18 protein-coding genes are annotated in these 17,768 nt (G+C 52.8%); 10 read left to right on the top strand and 8 right to left on the bottom strand.

Going from position 1 to position 17,768, the window contains the following annotated elements; translation table 11 throughout:
- Nucleotides 1-7 precede the first annotated feature (7 nt).
- The 3 genes from Q0O99_RS12540 (at nucleotide 8) to Q0O99_RS12530 (ending at nucleotide 3,319) form a co-directional block, all read left to right on the top strand.
- Complete coding sequence (locus tag Q0O99_RS12540; protein WP_293752019.1) at nucleotides 8-1,156, top strand: mandelate racemase/muconate lactonizing enzyme family protein; 1,149 nt, start codon at nucleotides 8-10, stop codon at nucleotides 1,154-1,156.
- Nucleotides 1,157-1,352: 196 nt separating this feature from the next.
- Nucleotides 1,353-1,565 (top strand): hypothetical protein, encoded by a 213-nt coding sequence (locus Q0O99_RS12535; RefSeq protein WP_293752017.1) that lies wholly within the window; start codon nucleotides 1,353-1,355, stop codon nucleotides 1,563-1,565.
- Between the two features lie 389 nt (nucleotides 1,566-1,954).
- Nucleotides 1,955-3,319: an MFS transporter gene (locus tag Q0O99_RS12530; protein ID WP_293752015.1), complete on the top strand. Its 1,365-nt coding sequence runs from the start codon at nucleotides 1,955-1,957 to the stop codon at nucleotides 3,317-3,319.
- A 182-nt stretch (nucleotides 3,320-3,501) separates the two neighbouring features.
- On the opposite strand, the gene Q0O99_RS12525 is transcribed toward Q0O99_RS12530, so the two are convergent.
- The 3 genes from Q0O99_RS12525 to Q0O99_RS12515 form a co-directional block, all read right to left on the bottom strand.
- A complete protein-coding gene (locus Q0O99_RS12525) occupies nucleotides 3,502-4,221 on the bottom strand; it encodes an aldolase (protein ID WP_293752013.1) in 720 nt (239 codons plus the stop codon).
- 71 nt (nucleotides 4,222-4,292) lie between these two features.
- Nucleotides 4,293-5,219, bottom strand: a complete 927-nt coding sequence (locus Q0O99_RS12520) for an amidohydrolase (protein ID WP_293752011.1) — start codon at nucleotides 5,217-5,219, stop codon at nucleotides 4,293-4,295.
- 1 nt (nucleotide 5,220) lies between these two features.
- Complete coding sequence (locus Q0O99_RS12515; RefSeq protein ID WP_293752009.1) at nucleotides 5,221-6,615, bottom strand: Gfo/Idh/MocA family oxidoreductase; 1,395 nt, start codon at nucleotides 6,613-6,615, stop codon at nucleotides 5,221-5,223.
- A gap of 48 nt (nucleotides 6,616-6,663) precedes the next feature.
- Between Q0O99_RS12515 and Q0O99_RS12510 the strand changes: the two genes are divergently transcribed.
- The 6 genes from Q0O99_RS12510 to Q0O99_RS12485 all read left to right on the top strand — a co-directional run bounded on the left by Q0O99_RS12510 (nucleotide 6,664) and on the right by Q0O99_RS12485 (nucleotide 12,904).
- Nucleotides 6,664-7,425 carry a GntR family transcriptional regulator gene (locus Q0O99_RS12510; RefSeq protein WP_293752007.1) on the top strand — a complete coding sequence of 254 codons (762 nt, stop codon included), beginning with the start codon at nucleotides 6,664-6,666 and terminating at the stop codon, nucleotides 7,423-7,425.
- Nucleotides 7,426-7,470: 45 nt separating this feature from the next.
- Complete coding sequence (locus Q0O99_RS12505) at nucleotides 7,471-8,493, top strand: TRAP transporter substrate-binding protein (protein ID WP_293752005.1); 1,023 nt, start codon at nucleotides 7,471-7,473, stop codon at nucleotides 8,491-8,493.
- A complete protein-coding gene (locus tag Q0O99_RS12500) occupies nucleotides 8,451-9,809 on the top strand; it encodes a TRAP transporter large permease (RefSeq protein ID WP_293752003.1) in 1,359 nt (452 codons plus the stop codon). The genes Q0O99_RS12505 and Q0O99_RS12500 overlap by 43 nt, the downstream gene beginning before the upstream one ends.
- The gene (locus Q0O99_RS12495; RefSeq protein WP_293752001.1) at nucleotides 9,806-10,312 is read left to right on the top strand and encodes a TRAP transporter small permease; all 507 of its coding nucleotides are present in this window, start codon (nucleotides 9,806-9,808) and stop codon (nucleotides 10,310-10,312) included. Before Q0O99_RS12500 ends, Q0O99_RS12495 begins: the two co-directional genes overlap by 4 nt.
- A 12-nt stretch (nucleotides 10,313-10,324) precedes the next feature.
- The gene (locus Q0O99_RS12490) at nucleotides 10,325-11,095 is read left to right on the top strand and encodes an SDR family NAD(P)-dependent oxidoreductase (protein ID WP_293751999.1); all 771 of its coding nucleotides are present in this window, start codon (nucleotides 10,325-10,327) and stop codon (nucleotides 11,093-11,095) included.
- Nucleotides 11,096-11,683: 588 nt separating this feature from the next.
- Nucleotides 11,684-12,904, top strand: a complete 1,221-nt coding sequence (locus tag Q0O99_RS12485; RefSeq protein ID WP_293751997.1) for a nitrate/nitrite transporter — start codon at nucleotides 11,684-11,686, stop codon at nucleotides 12,902-12,904.
- Between the two features lie 248 nt (nucleotides 12,905-13,152).
- Here Q0O99_RS12485 and Q0O99_RS12480 read toward each other — a convergent pair whose 3' ends face one another.
- Complete coding sequence (locus Q0O99_RS12480; protein WP_293751995.1) at nucleotides 13,153-13,590, bottom strand: BLUF domain-containing protein; 438 nt, start codon at nucleotides 13,588-13,590, stop codon at nucleotides 13,153-13,155.
- 440 nt (nucleotides 13,591-14,030) lie between these two features.
- Here Q0O99_RS12480 and Q0O99_RS12475 point away from each other — a divergent pair, with 440 nt between their 5' ends.
- Nucleotides 14,031-14,249, top strand: coding sequence for a hypothetical protein (locus Q0O99_RS12475; RefSeq protein WP_293751993.1), 219 nt, complete (start codon nucleotides 14,031-14,033; stop codon nucleotides 14,247-14,249).
- 91 nt (nucleotides 14,250-14,340) lie between these two features.
- Here the strand turns inward: Q0O99_RS12475 and Q0O99_RS12470 are convergent, their stop codons facing one another.
- The 4 genes from Q0O99_RS12470 to Q0O99_RS12455 form a co-directional block, all read right to left on the bottom strand.
- Nucleotides 14,341-15,678, bottom strand: coding sequence for an adenylate/guanylate cyclase domain-containing protein (locus Q0O99_RS12470; protein ID WP_293751991.1), 1,338 nt, complete (start codon nucleotides 15,676-15,678; stop codon nucleotides 14,341-14,343).
- A 204-nt stretch (nucleotides 15,679-15,882) separates the two neighbouring features.
- Nucleotides 15,883-16,734, bottom strand: a complete 852-nt coding sequence (locus Q0O99_RS12465) for a crotonase/enoyl-CoA hydratase family protein (RefSeq protein ID WP_293751989.1) — start codon at nucleotides 16,732-16,734, stop codon at nucleotides 15,883-15,885.
- 67 nt (nucleotides 16,735-16,801) lie between these two features.
- Nucleotides 16,802-17,101, bottom strand: a complete 300-nt coding sequence (locus Q0O99_RS12460) for a hypothetical protein (RefSeq protein WP_293751987.1) — start codon at nucleotides 17,099-17,101, stop codon at nucleotides 16,802-16,804.
- A 61-nt stretch (nucleotides 17,102-17,162) separates the two neighbouring features.
- Nucleotides 17,163-17,768, bottom strand: a 606-nt coding sequence (locus Q0O99_RS12455; protein ID WP_293751985.1) for a DMT family transporter, incomplete at its 5' end; no start/stop codon positions are given.

Raw genomic sequence — 17,768 nt, 5'->3', positions numbered from 1 at the left:
CAGCGCCATGAAAATCGTCGACATCCGGATTCATGTTTTAAAAAGCCCGCTTGCGGAACCCTTCGCATTTTCGCAAGGCTGGGTTCGCCAGCGCAGCGCAACGCTGGTGGAAGTGTTGACCGATGAGGGGATTACCGGCTGGGGCGAAGCGTTCGCGCAGGGCTTGGAGCCGCCAGAAATTGCAGCGGCTGCTGTCGAACACGCATTGAAGCCTTTAATTTTGGGCGCCAACGCCTTGGATACCGAAGTGCTATGGCACAAGATGTACCACGCCACACGCGACTACGGCCGCAAAGGCTCGGTGATCGCAGCGATCAGCGCCGTCGACATCGCGCTCTGGGATATCGCCGGAAAAGCGCATGGCGTCCCCATCCATGTTTTGCTGGGCGGCGCGTTCAGAATGCGCGTTCAGCCCTATGCAACCGGCTTTTATCGCATCAAAGGTCAGGGTGAATCGGCACGACTGGCGGAAGAGGCCATTCGTCACCACGAAGCGGGTTTTAAGGTGATGAAGGTCAAGCTAGGCTACGGCGTAGACGACGACATCAAGTGCATGCAAGCCATCCGTGTTGCCATCGATGGTCTTGGCATCACGCTGATGATCGACACGAACCATGCCTACGGCCGCGCGGAGGCGCTGCGCCTCGGCCGTGCACTCGATGGCTACAACTTGCGCTGGTACGAAGAGCCCGTAGTCCCGGAGGACCTCCTTGGGTATTCGGAGATGCGCGAGAAGTTAACGATGCCGATCGCCGGCGGTGAAAATGAACACACGCTGTTCGGCTATCGCGATCTGTTTGCTGCAAACGCCGTCGATATTGCTCAGCCTGACCTTTGTTCTTGCGGTGGAATCAGTGCGGCGCGCCACATCGTGACGCTAGCGCAAGCACACAGCGTTGCGGTCAATCCCCATGTGTGGGGATCGGCTATTGCACAGGCAGCGTCGCTGCAACTGATTGCAGCGCTGCCAGTCACGCATCATTCCTTGTTCGCACAGGCGCCTGTCCTCGAATTCGACTGCTCCTCTCATCCTTTTCGACAGCATTTGATCACCCAGCCCATTCAACAACGCGACGGATGGGTGACGATACCGGATGGACCAGGGCTTGGCGTTGAGCTCGACCGCAGCGTGATTGAACGTTACCGATCTTGTTGAATGGGTAGGGGTAATCAACGCATGTCTTTGGGCAGTTGTTAGGCGATAGCAGTCCACTTCAAATAAGATTTTTTTGCAAATTCCGAGAGCTTCCAGCAGCCCTGCAGCGTGTTGTTTCCACGCTTCTCTGGTCTGAACAGCAGATCTCAAAAAAACAAACGTAGCTTTTATTTCAGCTCAGGTCCAGAATGGTCCCATGAGCAACAACCAAGAATCCCAAATCGCCACAGACGGTTTGCGTTACAAGAGCAAGGAAGGTGGCTCGCCCTTCAAAGACTCTGCCAACATGTCCTCGATCAGTTGCTACAAATGCGGGGTGCACAAGCCCAGGGCATTGGGCGTTTTCAAGATGATGATCAACCAACGCATGTTCATGTGCGGGGACTGCATGCCCCCAAAGTCTGCGTAAGTTTTGCCGCCATCGTCGCTCTGACCCCACTGACGCGGGCGCTCCCATCTGGGCAATTTTAATCCGTTGGCCAGCAGCAAAGCGCGCCATCGAATGCAACCGACAAGCACAAAGAATCCTGAGAGACTGCTTGTCGCGGCTCGACCAAGCGCTTTAAATTCCAAACACCCATGGTGCTGGCCTTGTCGCGTGGGTTCTCTGAACGCCCAGCATTTCCGTCAATAATGTTGGTGTGATATAGCCGCCAAATTGATTCGCATCAACACACTGCCCTGGCCTTCAAAGGCTGAGGACGTCGAGTCAGTCACACGTCTGTGCTCAAGCAACGAATAAATGATCAGCCCAATTCAGTCACCTTGATGAGACAGCAGACCCCACCTCCTGTTCCTATGCCTGCTGCTGATGCAGCACAACGCCGCCTGGTGCAGGTGCTGTTTATCGGCGTCTTTATGGCGGCACTCGATTCAGCCATCGTGGGGCCGGTTCTGCCTGCATTGCGTGAAACCTTTGGCGTAGACAACCGCACTGCCGGCCTGCTCACGACCGTTTTTTCTTTGTCCTCGTTGTGCAGCACGGCGCTGATGGCTTACTTCAGCGACCGCCATGGGCGCCGTCCGGTGTATTTGGCCAGTGTGGCGCTTTTCGCCATCGGCTCTCTGTGCATCGCTGCTGCCCCCAGCTTTGACCTGCTGCTGCTTGGCCGTGCCATACAGGGCATCGGCGCAGGGGGCATTGCGCCGGTGGCCAGTGCCGTGATTGGTGATGTGTTCACCGCCGAGCGGAGGGGCCGCATTTTGGGGCTGATTGGCGCCACCCACGGCATGGCCTTTGTGCTCGGGCCGCCACTGGCGACCGTGCTCACCTCCACGCTGGGCTGGCGCTGGCTGTTCCTGGTCAACCTGCCCGTCGCGCTGGTCGTGCTGTGCTTGGGTGTCCGCAGCTTGCCACGCCAGCACAGCGTCGCGGCACCTGGGCCCATTGACCTGGCAGGTATCACCGTGACTTTGTTGTTTCTGCTGTGTTTGGTGCTGGGTATTTCACGCCTGCCGGATTCGGCCACGGGGATGCTGCTGTGGCCTTGGTTTCTGGCGGCCAGTGGCGTGCTGCTGGTCGCTTTGGTGGCCATTGAAAAACGTCAGGCGCAAGCGCTGATTCCCATTTCGCTGTTTGCTAATCGGCAACTGGCCTTTGCCTATGCGCTGACGCTGGGCGTAGGGTTCTCCATGGGAGGCATTGTATTTTTGACCTCCATCGCCACGCTGGCTTATGGGATAAGCGTTGAAAACGCGGGGTTGGCACTGTTGCCTCTGGTGCTGTGCTCCATGGTGGGCTCAATGGCAGCGGGGCGGCTGCTGAACCGCCTGGGTGCCCGCAACATGGTGATCTTTGGTTTCGGGCTGTTGACATTGGGCTACCTGCAAAGCGCCGTGCCGCAAACCGGCTTTACCGCTTTCGTGGTGGCGTCTGTGCTGATCGGTATTGGCCTGGGTGTGGTGGTCAGCGGCGCGCTGCGCACCATTGCGATCGACGAAGCGCCGCCGGCCCTGCGCGGCACAGCCCAAGGGCTGATCAACATTTTCAATGCCGTGGGGACGCTGTTGGCTGTGACCTGCATCAGCGCCATTGCGGACTTGGATGGCGGCGAGCTGACAGGTTTTGGCCATGCTTATCTTGGCCTGGGGTTGAGCATGCTCATGATGTTGTTGCTGGCGTTTGGGCTGAAAAGGAAGTCGGCCAAATCCGCGCCCATCTGATCTGCTCCATCACTTCCAATTCAGATCCCGTTTTCTGTTGGGTGCAGCGCCATCAAGCACACTGGTCTTGACCCCGTAACCCCGTGCCGCTGGCCTGTTTGATTGACCGCTCGTTTTCCCGCAATTCCCTCACGGGCACAGGGCCCAACGCGCTGTGCAATTAGTGAAAAACGGCCTGTGCCTCAACCCATCGTCCTTTTCAGGCTGGAGAAAAACAGCTCCGACTGAAGACGCTCCCCGTTGGTCTGATCTGCCACACGCTGAGCCAGGGCGGCGTCCACAGGCTTCAGCGCCACACCGGTCGAAGCCGCCAGCACCTGCGCTTGGCAGGCGCGCTCCAGGTAGTACAAGTCGTCATAGGCGTAGTCCACGCGTTCACCGCACACGATGACACCGTGGTTGCCCAAGAACACCACATCTGCCCCATTCATGGCATTCGCGATGCGCTCCCCCTCGGTCATGTCCAGGGCCAACCCGTTGTAGTGGGCATCCACCGCCACGCGGCCATGAAAGCGCATGGCGGTTTGGGACAACCGCGTGTCCAAGGCCCGTGCCATCGTCAAGGTGAGCGCCGTGGCGTGCGGCATGTGGGTGTGCAGCACGACCGACTTGCGTGCAATGCGGTGCACCGCAGCATGGATGAACATGGCCGTGGGCTCCACCGGGTGACGGCCCGCCAGTTGCTTGCCCTGCGCGTTGCACATCACGATGTCAGGCGCACGCACCTCACTCCAATGCAGGCCACGCGGGTTGAGCAAAAACCAGTCATCCCGGCCGGGTACCGCCACGCTGAAGTGGTTGCACACACCCTCGCTCAGTCCCTGGTGGGCGGCAGCACGCAAGGCGAGCGCCAGATCTTCACGCAGCGGCAACAGGGCTTCAAAGGTTTCATCGGGGTGCATGGTGTTCCTCCATCTTCCAATCATCGGTTTTTATAAATGGCGCAGGTCTGGTTTGAGCGAGCTTGGCGTCTTCAGATATCCAACCGATAAAACCGGGCAGCATTACCCACAAAAAAATCATGCTGCTGCTTCTCCGTAAATTCTGAAACCATGCTGGCCACAGAATTTAACAAGATTGAAAAATCAACCCTCAGCCCAGCAACAGGAAAATTGGATGCGAACATGCACCGCTCAATGCCAAAAATGCTGATGGCTCGAAGCACAATTTCTTTGTTGGAGGCACAGTCCCAAGCTTGGTCTTTCAAACCAAATTCAGAAACTTTGAGATGCACATGGTGGTTTTTGGCCAAGGCTTCCATGGCTTTGCTCCAAGCCAAAATACCCTGCGCACTTCGGTCCCAAGGAAAACCAGTGTGGTTCAAAACGATGGGTGTATTGGGAAATTGCCGGGCCACTTCAGCCGCTTCATACAGGTGCCAATACGGCACCCTCAAGTCCCAGCTAAAGCCATATTGCGCCAAGCGTGCATAGCCTTCTAACCACCTTTTGTCTTGCATGCCACCAGGCAAATTTTTTGTTAAAAGATCGGGGCTTAAAGTGGTCTTGGGTTTTGACCTGATGCCCTTGACCAAAGGAAAAGCAGCCTGCATCGAAAGTACTTCTGCCGCATTGTCCGTATCAAACCATGCATGCGCCACAATGGCTGTGGGCAAACCAGTTTGCGCATGAATATCGGTCAGCCACCGGGTCTCGCCTACTTGATCATTTCGGTTCCATTCAGCCTCGCAATGCACAGTGGCCAGCACCTCAAAGTCTTTGCTGTCTTGCAAATAGTCTTTGAATAAATAATTGCGCTTGATGCCATCGTAATTTCCCAAGAAGAAGTTGGGTTCTGGATGGTCTTTTAACCACGGGTAGTCATTCTTTTCCAAATCCCAAAAATGATGGTGCGCATCAATGAATTGCAGCTTTTTTTTCTCGGGATGGGCTTGCGTCATGTCATTTGGCAAAGAAGTGTTGATCTTGTGATTGACGAAGTTGATAAAGAATGCTGGTGGGATCTATTTCAACATCACTGCAAGTGACAATTTTGCCTTTAGGAATGGGGCGTATCACTTTTGCACCGGCACACAAGTAATAAGGCAATGGATTGCTGGACGACATGGGCTTGGCATCCATAAGTTGATGGCCTAGCCCTGATATGACATGCCGCGTGCCGATTTCAAACAACTCACCCACTTCAATTTGGCGCTGCGCAATGGCAATTAAATCGACCACGGGGCGAACATCTCGGCCGCCGCAGGAGGTGCCCAGTTTGACCGTCGAGAGAATAGACATGGCCGCCTCAGCGCCCAGCAAATGCACCGGGTTGTGAATCAGAACGTATTTTCCGTTGGGGCAAGTTGGAATGCCCTTGGCGGCAAAAAGCTTTCCTGTTGCTACATCGGGTGCTTCTATCACCACAAACACACCACCTGCAAAACTGAGCTCATCGGGGCGGCGCAGGCAGTTGAACATGTCTACACGGCCTTTGCCACTGAGAATGCCGCCCTCTTCCTTGGGTCTATAAATACTGGGCAATTCAACGGTTCTGGCCAGAGGCGCATGCAGGCTTGCGCAATCAGGCAGCAAACCCGTGTGGTTGGCCACTATGCCCATTTCGCAAAGATCTGGAACTGTTGTGAGTTCAAATGGAACGCTTGCTCGGTTTGCTAAAACCTCAGCCCATGAATGATGTTCGCTGGGAATAAAGTTTTGGCCTAATGCATTTGAAACCACTGTTTGGCCCCAAGCCTTCACCTCGTTTGTTGCCGGCGTCCATACGAAATCAGATTCGCTAGATTTGCCTGCAGCCATAACCGGCAAACCCAATAACCGGGCCCACCCAATCAGACCAATGAGCAAACTAGGCTGATCGCCATCGACTGGAGAGACCACCACCTTGTGTTGCTTGGCCAGTCTGGCCAATTCAGCACCCACCACAATCTCAGCCTCCTTGGTGGCCATGACCACATGCTTGCCAGACTTGATGCACGCCAGTGCAGTGGCCGCAGCACTCTCAGGATCACCCGTTGCTTCGAGGACTGCCTGCAAGGGGAGTTGCGCAAGCCAATCGGCATGAGTAAGAACAACACACAGATTTTGAGAGATGGCGTTTATTGCTGATTCAAGGTCTTGCGCTACAAAAATTTGCGCTTTGTCGATACCAGACTGAACGGCCACTTGGAAGGCTTTTTCGGGTTGCTGGTCGCAGATGGCAACCACCTTCACGCCCTTCATTCGATGAATCTGAGACACAAAGGTGGCCCCAAATTCACCCGCACCGACGAGTCCCACGCCAGACTCAATGGAGTGGGTCGTGGAAAATTGATGAAAGATTGACTCAATGTTCATGCTTAATTCTTGCATACAAAATTAAACTCTGTCAAACTGATCCCAGTCATGAAGAAAAAAATTACCAATCACCTTACCCCGCTAGACAGCTTGTCGGCTGCAACAAAAAACAACGCCATGTTACGCAAAGGGGACATGCATGCCAGCACCGCACAGACCTTGCGCAACTTGATCGTTGCCGGCGCCATTGGCCCAGGTGAAAAGTTAAATGAGCGTGAATTGTGCGAACGCCTTAATGTGTCCAGAACACCTGTGCGTGAAGCGATCAAAACTTTGGCGCAAGAAGGCTTACTGGATATCAACCCCAATCGTTCCCCTACCGTCACCCGACTGGATGCAGAAGAAACTGCCGCTTTGATCGATGTTGTCTCGGCCATTGAGGCACTTGCGGGCGAATTGGCTGCAGCACGCATTACAGAGGCAGAAACAGCCGAATTGGGCATTCTTCACTACACAATGCTGAAGCATCGCGCCCAGGCTCAGCTGCCAGACTATTTCAAAGCCAACAAGGCTTTTCACCGCTTGATATTGGAATACTCTGGCAACCCTGTTCTGCTGTGGGTCTGGGATTTATTGGCGCTGCGCATCGATCGCGCACGATACGCCTCCAACTTGTGGCCCGAACGCTGGGACAAGGCCATGGTTGAGCACAACGCCATTCTTGAACGCATCAAACAGCACGACAGCCCGGGCGCGGCAAAGGCCATGAAGTCGCATGTTCAAAATGGACTTTCTCTTGTTGTGAAGTCAATTCGAGACCAATCGATACCCGTCAAAAAGAAAATAAGTTCCCAGTCAAAGAGCACTTGACGATCAAAATCTTGTATGCAAGAATTAACTTTAAAGGAGACAGACATGACCAACTCGACGAAACAAACCTCTTCCATCAACAGACGCAGTGTTTTGCAAGCAGGGGCTGCCGCTTCCGTGGGCTCTTTCTGGATACCGGCAAAAGCAGCCGTTGAACTGAAACTCACCCACCCTGCCGATCCCTCGCACCCTGTGCACATCGAAGCCGAAAAAATGGTGAAACGCATCAGCGATCGCACCAATGGCGAAGTCAAAATTACAATTTTCCCCAACAACGCACTGGGCTCACCTGTCGAAACCGCACAGCAAACAAGGCTTGGCGCCATCGACATGATTTTGATGAACCCCTCCAACATCGAGTCAATTTCCAAGCCTCTGGGCGTGATCAATATTCCCTACCAATTTGACAGCTACGAGCACGCCCACAAAGCACTCGATGTCACTGGCCGCGCTTGGCTTGCCCAACAGTTTTCTGCTGTGGGTTTCAGCTGGATTGCCAACTTTGAATGGGGCTTCCGCGCACTTTCGAACAGCCGCAAAGCCATCCGCACCCCAGACGACATCAGAGGTCTGAAGTTGCGTGTGCCGCCCGAATTGGCCATCAAATCTGCATTTGAAGCCTTGGGCGCCAATACCCAAACCATTGCCTTTCAAGAGGTCTACTTGGCGCTTGCCAACAAAACAGTTGATGGCCAAGACAATCCCATTGGCACCACGTTTGCGGCTAAGTTCTTTGAAGTGCAAAGCCATATTGCACTGACAAAACACATCTACACTTCCATCATGTTGGTGGCCAACCAGCGTGCTTGGCAAAACAAGCTCAATGAAGCCCAGCGCAAAATTATTTCTGAAGAATCTACGGTTGCAGGGCAAGCTGCACGGAAAGCAGTTCGCGAAAAAGAAGAAGAGCAAATTGCAACGATGCAAAAGGCTGGCATTGCCATTACCCGCCCCGATGTGGCGCCCTTCCGCGACAAAATGGCACCTGCATACGACATTTTGCGCAAGAGCATCGGCGATGAAAATTGGGCCAATTGGTCACGGGCAGTCGCAGCAGCCAGAACTTAATTGATGTCAGTTCTGCAATGCTTGTAGCGTACATTCTTATTGCGACCTGCATCACAATTCTTTTGGGATTTCCAATTGCAGGCGCATTAGGTCTGATCGCTGGCGTCATCATGATTGCCACTAGCGGCACAGACTTACTTTTGATTTTTATTCAACGAACATACGCTGCCACCACGTCATTTCCACTGCTGGCCATTCCATTTTTCATATTGGCCGGTAACTTGATGAATGTAGGTGGCACCACCGAACGCATTTTTGAAGTTGCCAAACTCTTGGTGGGCCGCGTCAGAGGTGGCCTCGCCTACGTCAATGTCATTGGCAGCATGATTTTTGCGGGCATGTCAGGCTCGGCCGTTGCAGATGCTGCGGGTTTAGGTGTCATTGAAATTCGAGCAATGGTCAAAGAAGGGTACAAGGCCAAATTTGCGGCCACCATCTCTGCTGTATCGGCCACCATTGGCCCCATCATTCCCCCCAGCATTCCATTTGTCATTTATGGCAGCTTGGCCAATGTTTCGGTGGGCGCTTTGTTTTTGGCTGGCATTATTCCAGGCCTTTTGATGGGCATTGGGTTGATGATTGCCATTGGACTGCAAGCCAAAAAATTGAATTTACCTGTCTCCGAGGGCGTGAAATTTGGCAGTGCAGCATTGACCACTTTCTTAAAAGCAATTCCTGCACTGGCACTTCCGCCTTTCATTCTGGTGGCTATTTTTTCGGGTGTTGTCACGCCCACTGAAGCGGCTGTTTTGGCAACTGCCTATGCCTTTGTGCTGGGTCAATTTGTGTACCGCGAACTCACCTGGAAAGCTTTGATTGACACTGTTTGGGAGTCGGGCAGGCAAACTGCCCAAGTGCTGTTCATCATTGCCATGTCGGCCCCATTTGGATGGGTGCTGATTCAGCAGCAAGTACCCAATCAAATTTTGCAGGCCCTTATGAAGCTGTCTGCAGATCCCATCATGATTTTGCTGATCATCAATTTGATTCTGCTTTTTTTAGGCATGTTTTTAGAAACAATTGCCATCATGATCATCACTTATCCGATACTCGCACCCGTCATCGTGGCCATTGGAATTGACCCCATCCATTTTGGGGTGATCATGGTGGTCAACATGATGATTGGCTTGGTCACGCCACCAGTAGGACTTTGTTTGTTTGTGGTGTCGGGTATCGCGAAGGTGCCTATCGCTGACATTGTGGGAGAACTTGCGCCTTATTTATTGGCTATGGTTGTGGTGCTGGGACTGGTCACGTATGTGCCTAGCTTCTCCATGTGGTTGCCTCAATTGTTTGGTTTTGGCCTCATCAAATGACCTACCTGATTCAGCTTGATAAAACAATCGCCCATTTTTTGAAATGGACAGTCATTGCTTGTTTCTTTGGCCTGTTTTTGCTATTGGTTTTTGGCATTGTTCAAAGAAGTTTTCCTGCCATCAGCGTCTCGGGTTACGACGAGCTCATTGACCTTCTGTTCATTTGGCTAACGTTTGCTGGAACGGCTGCGCTTTGGCGCGAAGGTTCACTGTACAGGGTGGGTGCATTCGACAAAATCTGGCGTCCATCTCTCAGGCGCTTGATTTCAATCGCCATCCATGTGGCGATGCTTTGTTTGCTTTGGATCTTGGTGTATTACGGTGCAGATTTTGGCTTTAACTCTGGTGAGACCACGCCCTATCTGCAAGCCAACAAAATTTACTGGTATGTGGCCATACCCTTGAATGCCTTGCTCATGAGCGTGTACAGCATCGTCGCAATTTTGCGAATTTGTCGAAATCCAGATTTCGTTGAGCACAAAGAAATCAGTACCCTAGGATAGGTGTCCATCCCTATGAAAAGACTTGCCAATCAAGTAGCCATTGTGACTGGGGGCGCTGGCGGTATTGGCGCAGCCACCGCCAAACTTTTTTGCGAGCATGGCGCCAAGGTGGCACTGGTCGACTTGCCAGACTCCCCTTTGGAAGCTGTATCCAAATCTGTACACGATGCCATCCCTGGTGCTGAAGTCATTTGTATCCCTGTCAATCTTGCCATCGAAGCTTCAGCAGCAGAAGTTGTCTCGCGCGTTGTCTCAAAGTGGGGCCAGCTAGACATCTTGGTCAACAACGCCGGCATGCGCGCTTATGAGCCTCTGGCAGACTCAACGGCTGATGTTTGGAATCAAATCATTGCTGTCAATTTGCTAAGTTATGTGTACATGGCCAGAGAGGCATTGCCCAGTTTGCGAAAAAGTAAATCTGGGAGCATTGTGAATGTGTCTTCTACGCATGCATTCCATCCCAGGGTGGGCATGGGTCAATACGATGTGACAAAGGCTGGCATTGTTTCATTGACCAAAACATTGGCCTATGAAGAAGCGCCGTACCAAGTTCGTGTCAACGCAATTTGTCCCGGAGCCACACTCACGCCCTTTCACATCAAGCGTGCTGCAGAGGCTCGAAAGTCTGGCATTGAAATTGACCACCAGCGCTACGAACAAAATTTACTCAAGCGCTGGGCAGACCCTGCGGAAATTGCATACCCCATACTTTGGTTGGCGTCATCAGAAGCCTCATTCATCACAGGCAGTTGCCTCATGGCGGATGCAGGCACGTTAGGTTAACAAGTCAGCGCCGCATGAAAAAAACAACATGCTCGCCAATAGAATCAAGCATTTTGTCGCCCACCGAAAACTGTCCTTCTGGTGGTCGATATTGGATTGGCGTCAGCAAGACTGAGAGCGTCGCGCCCTCCAGATCTTGAGGGAATGTGGGACTCCCCAGTCAAGGAGACTTCACGCCTCAAGTTTTGGACTCGCTTTGGATAGCCATTCTTTTCGTCCCAAATTGGTGCTCAATCTCCAGCATTGCAAGCGGTGACGCCCCAATCATCATGACTCAGCATTCACTGGCTTGTTTGACGAAATGTAGGCCCTCGTGCTGAGCCAGATTGTGAAGTTCTTACTTTGGTTTTTTTGAATAAAACGACCGAATGGCTATCGCTTTGCTCTTGGAACTTGATCAAGCCATGACCGAGACCGATTGCAAAGCGCACCACGCCCCCCGTTCAACGTGCACATCGGCCCACGTCATTCAGTCGGATAAACTGGCGCTCTGAATTTAAAAATAAAATCGCGCCGCATGCCCAATCCTTTATCGCTCCATCGGCTGGGTCTCGCTTGCCGTGATCGGGGCAGTCTCGCGGGGCGGAGATGAGCGATTCACCCACCTCTCGAGGCATCAGCCGAGGGGCACTCGTCCTGGCTGCGGCCACCGTGGTGAATCTGCCGTTCGGCACCGTCTATGCGTTTTCGGTCTTTCTCAAGCCGATGGAGGCGCTGCTCGGTATTGGTCGGGCTGAAATGGCGATCGTATTTTCCATGGCCTCGATTTTTCTCACGATCGGCATGCTCATTGGACCTGCCCTCTACCGTCGGTTCGCACCTGTGCCACTGTTGCTGTTTTGCGGCGCACTGAGTGCCTCTGGTCTGCTGATCTGCGCCACGGCACAGGGCATCGAGCATTTGCTGCTGGGCTACGGCGTTCTGTTCGGATTGGGCGGCGGGGTGGCTTTCATCATGATGCAACAAGGTCTGAATCAGACCATCAGCCCCATGAGCGGTCTGGCCAACGGCTACGTGGTGAGCCTGTACCCCATGGGTGCCATGCTGGGCGCACCGGTCTTTGGCTGGGCCATCGAGGCGTACGGTCTGCGCGCAACCCTGATGGGTCTTGCCCTCACGGTGCTGACTTGCTGCGCCATCGCTGCAATGCTCTGGCGTCGTGCCCGGGTTCGCATGCAAGATCCTGGCGCGAGTGCAGCCGACAGCCAGGCACGCCACTGGGGCTTGTTTGCCCGGCTGTTTACTGTTTTCTTTCTCGCAGCCTCGGCGGGTCTGATGGTGATGAGCCAGGCCGCTGGCATTTTGGAAGCCTATGGCGCAAAAAACCTGTTTGCACTGGGGGGCACCACTTTCATCACCGGTGCGATTGCTGCTGCACGGATTGGTGGGGGCTGGCTCATTGATCGTTTTGCGGTGCCTCGTGTGGCCTGCATGGCCCACTTGATCGCCCTCAGTGGCTCGTGCCTTCTATTGGCCTGGCCAGGGCCGGGCATGGCCGTCCTGGCCATGACGCTGATCGGCTGCGGCTATGGCTTCATTTCGGGTCTGACGGCTGGGGCCATTGCGCGCTACTGGCATCCCAATGCTTTTGGGCGGGTGGCAGGGCAACTGTATATTGCTTGGTGCATCGCGGCCATCAGTCTGCCGGTGCTGGCGGGCTGGCTGTACGACCAGACCCAGGGCTACGACCAAGCCATGCGCATTGCCGCTGGCGTTAACCTGCTGGGCTCACTGATGGCTTTGAGCTTACCGGCAAAGGCGAGATCACAGCTTCAAGCTCCGCCTCAACCGAAAGTCGAGAAGACCTGAGCATTCGGATGCAACGCCGCAATGGCGGCTGCTATCGCGCACCCAGCAGCGGCAGGAAGGTCATCGTGCTGAGTATCAGGGAATCAGCAGCTGCTTAAATCACAGTCGGCGGGAACAAGGTTTGCACCAACTGCGTGCTTTACCAAGGCAAAGGTTGTTGCAGTTCATGGGCCAAAAAAGGCTGACGATCAATCCTCTTCAAAGCCGCTTGCTAGATTTGACACATGAGATGGATGTCAATCCAGTTTTCATTTCCCAAGCGGGCTCTTGTGAAGTTCCTGCAGCATCTTGGACAGTGTATTTTTTTGCTTTGGATCTGAGGCCTCATGCATGGCATCCTCCAAAACGGCACTGATATCTTCGGCTGCCACCAACTCCATGTCCCAATTTGGAAACAGCCTTTCACGAAACTCATCTTCTTTTGTAAGCAGCACAACATCAGAGTGGCGCGGATCTGCACAAATGATCTTGAACAAACTGGTCACGTTGTCTCTGGGACCTTCCAGCCACTGAAAGAAGATACCGCTGCCAAAAACCAATAACCCAGTGATACCAAATCTGGGGTTATGGTGTTTGGCGGTGACAATTATTTTTTCAAGCGCCTTTTTGTCCATGTGCTGAGCAGCTTGGCTGCAGTACACAATGTGATGGATAGATTGAGATGGTTGGCCTTCGTCATTTTGCATAACTCGAGTATGCCTGAGAGAAAAAAACATTGAAAGTTCTGGTCACAGCACCTTCGACACAATCGCCTCAAGCTGCTCAAATCGTAGTCGACGGGAACATTCAGTTTTATAAAACTCTGAAGTTAGGTAGCAACGAGCAGCACCGACTACAACGTCTTGATGCCATTTCTTGATGCATTTAATCAACCATGGAATGTCACTGCGACGCAATCCCTGTCCGGTGTATCCATCTGGGAATGACACTGTTTTTCAATTTTTTAAATTTTCGACCACTAAATAGAATAATAAAACGTAAAAATATATTATTTATATTTCAATAAAATTTTTCTTCCTTGAATGCTCGTCCTCATGACTTCCTATCCAGTTGAATCAATGATCAGTTTTTGCCACTAGGATAAGTTTTGAATTCTTAGCACCTGTTTACCCAAAGGGGCCTCAGCATGGATCTCAGTCAGGCGATTGGTTTGCGCAACGAGCTAAGAAACAACAAGGTCATCATGGCTTACAACGGGGCCATCTCTGATGATCTGATGTTGACATTGGCCGACTTGCTCAAAAGTCGATTGTTGGCTCAAGATGATCCCAAACGCTCCAAAACCATTTTTTCGGTTTTTATGGAGGGCGTGCAAAATTTAATTTGGCATGGTGGGGACGATTAAGACACATCGGGCATGGTTCATCTTTCTGGATGTTCGGCAGTTTCCTGCCATTTGACCTTTTACACAAAATTTAGGACACCCTCGGAATAGGCTAATTTAACGGAGTGAATAATTCGAATTCTTCAGGCAAGCCTTTCAACTCAAATTTGCCTAAAGATTTGAATTCAATGTTGCTGCCTCCCGTTAAATCTTTCAGGGTTTGGGTCAGCAGTGTTTGTCCCGATTTGGCTTTGTCCATGACCCGAGCAGCGATGTTGACGGCGATGCCCGTGATGTCATCCCCGCGGTTGACGACTTCGCCAACATGAAGCCCAGCGCGGATCGGGAGGTTAATTTCCTGCAACGAAGAAATCAAGGCTTGTGCGCATTGCAAGGCTTTTACCGGGCCATCAAAAACGGCAAGAATCCCGTCCCCTGTGTTTTTGACAATGCGACCACGGAACTCCGCTACTTTTTGTTGGGCTATCGCATCATGCGCATCCAACATTTTTCGCCAAGCATGATCCCCCATGCTCAGGAGTTTGTCGGTGGACTGGACAATGTCGGTGAACAAGGCGGTGGAGAGTCGTTTTTCTTTGGAAGGTTTTGATTCTCCGACTTGGGTTGAATTCACAAATTGAACCATCGCGTTCACCAAATTGTGGGTGTCATCCAAATTGGGAAGATGGGACTTGGTCGGGAACTCAAGGTAAGTGCAGTTTGCAATTCTTTCTGCCATGAAACGACTGCCCTTGAAATTGACAGCTGAATCACCCCTGCGGTGCATGATGAGTGTCGGCTGCGCCACATTCGCAAGGATCGGCCGGGCATCGATCAGTCGATTGGCATCCAATATTTTTTTGAACGCACTGGGCGAGCAAGACATTCTTTCGGTACGCGCTATTTGATCAATTTCCTCTTGAGTAACTTCGTCTTTGGATCCGAGCATGAACGCAAAGGCGCCCTTGCCAAATCGAGGAATTAACCTTTCTGACATGGCCTCATAAGTCGAAGAGTAAGGGTAGTCAGCCGCCCCATAAAAGCGGGCCATAGAGCCGAAAAGCATCAGCCGCTCTACCTTGTCTGGGTATGTGGCCGCGAAAAATAAACACAAGGGCCCACCTTCTGACAGGCCTAACAGGGTGGCGGATTTTGAATTGGCTGCCTGCATGACGGCATTTACATCGTCAATTCTGTCTTCAAGCGTTGCGCTGCTTTCGATTCGGTCTGACATGCCTTGACCGCGCTTGTCCAAGATGATGACCCTAAAGTGTTGACCCAACTGCATCAGCCAATTGGCCATGGTGGCGTCTTCCCAATAGAGTTCCAAGTGAGAAATGATCCCCGGTACGTAGACCAAATCTTGAGAACCATATCCAAAGACCTGAAAAGCGATGCTCACTTCACCAGACTGTGCATATTGAATTTCTGGGGCTTTGATAGCAGCCATTCAGTTGTCTCCATCGAATTGAACAGGATATGGATCGTATTCTCCACAGCCAATACAAACTTTCTATAGGTATAAGCTCGCAATGGACTTCCCACGCAACTGTAGACAAACTCAAGCCTCAAATTGAAGCGCGTTCAGTGACACGACTTGGCGTCGAAGACTCATACCAACATGCGGCGCGGGAGCGGATTTTGTCTTTCTAAACTACCTGCCGAAAATGCCATGACGGCCTTGCCCGTCGGCAAACCGGCCGGCGCCTTCCAATCCCTCTCCGATACAGGCTTTACCGCGTAGCCACTCCTGGTGCAGCGCATGGTGCAATGGCAAGTCCCATTGCTGGTAGGCGCTCATTCGGTCGGCGTTCATGGTGGCTTGGGGAAAGCCCGCTAATTGCTCAGCCAAAGCCAGCGCCGCATCCAGCGCGCCTCCCGTGGGCACTACACGGTTGGTCAGACCCATGGCCAGTGCTTCGACCGCCTCCACTTTGCGCCCGGTAAGAATCAAGTCCATAGCGTGGCCCATGCCAATGAGACGCGGCAGACGCACCGTGCCGCCGTCTATCAAAGGCACACCAAAGCGGCGACAAAACACGCCAAAGTAGGCGTCTTCTTCCATGACCCGCATATCGCACCAAAGAGCCAGTTCCATACCACCGGCGACGGCTGCGCCGCTGACGGCAGCGATGACCGGTTTGGACAAAAGCAGGCGCGAGGGGCCCATGGGGCCTAGCGGTGCGCTAGAGGGCTCAGACTCCAATTGAGCGCCGGAAAGTGGCTCAAAATCCAAGTTCGTTAAAACGCCGGGCCCGCCCTCTTCCCGAGCCATGCGCGCACCAGCCTTCAGGTCCCAGCCCGCGCAAAAATGCCCATGCGCACCATGGAACACGGCAACCTTGGCATCCGCGTCTTTCTCGAAGGCAATAAACGCGTCGAACAGGGCGCGGGCGGTGTCGGCGTCAACTGCGTTACGCACATCAGGGCGCGAGAGTGTGATAACGGCGATGGGGCCGTCGCGACGGCTGCTGACAGATAGGGGCTGTGAATCGGTGGGATGCATGCATGTCCTTACAGATTTGTCTGAGCTTTTGAAATAAGGCAAAAGACGGGAAAGTCATTACATGATGTTAATTTGTCAAATTGGCTTGCCGGTTTTGGAAGGCCTCAGTGACAACCATGTTCCATATTATGAAAATAGTGCCCAACACTGCTAAATCATTTGATTCATATGTACGAATTTTCGTTTCATTCGCAGTAAATCTCCCCTTTAAATCAATCTCTGCAAACCAAATATTACCGCCGACCGCGATTTGACCAGCTTGTGGGCGTAGTGCCGATCTTGCTGTGACCAGGCCGTTAATTGGGCACGCGTTGGTCAAACTGAAATCGGCGGCCTTGATCAAATGGTCATCGGCGTCAACACGCAAGTCGCCTCTTTTTTTTCAGGCGAATCACTTCAGGGCAAGCCGTATGCCCGTTGTCGCCATTTCAAGGTTGCTCTGCAGCTTGACCCCGGGTTGTGACCTGCTCTCGCATGAAGATATAGAGACCTGAGGCCACGATGATGGTCGAGCCCATGACCACACTCCAAGTCGGAACATCCCCAAAAAACAAGAAGCCCAGCAACACGGCCCAAACGATCAGTGTGTATTGATAGGGCACAACAACGGCTGCAGGCGCGTAGCGCAAAGCCCGATTGACGCCCATGTGGGCCAGTGCCGAGACGATTCCCAGCAAGCTAAGACATAGAAAATCGAACAGGCTCGCTTGTACCCAGAAAAAAGGCGCAATCACCAGGCCGAACAAAAACGCACTCGCGACTTGCCATGTGACCAGTGCAACCTCATCAGTTCCTGCAAGTCTGCGGGTGAAGATATTGAGACCAGCAAAAAGAAGGGTTCCACCAATTGGAATGAGCACAGCCCAGCCATAACCCTCACCAGTCGGGCCGACTGCAATCAGAACACCCACAAACCCGATGACAATGGCCAACCAACGTCGCCAGCTGACGTGCTCCTTGAGAAAGACAATTGCAAAAAATGTGACAAAAATCGGCCCAGCCAAGTAGAAGGCCACGGTATCGGCCAGCGGCAA

The organism is Limnohabitans sp. Rim8, from assembly GCF_945901735.1.
Taxonomy (GTDB): Bacteria; Pseudomonadota; Gammaproteobacteria; order Burkholderiales; family Burkholderiaceae_C; genus Limnohabitans_A.
Note: the sequence above shows the minus strand (reverse complement) of the source record. Positions and strands in the feature narration are given on the sequence as shown.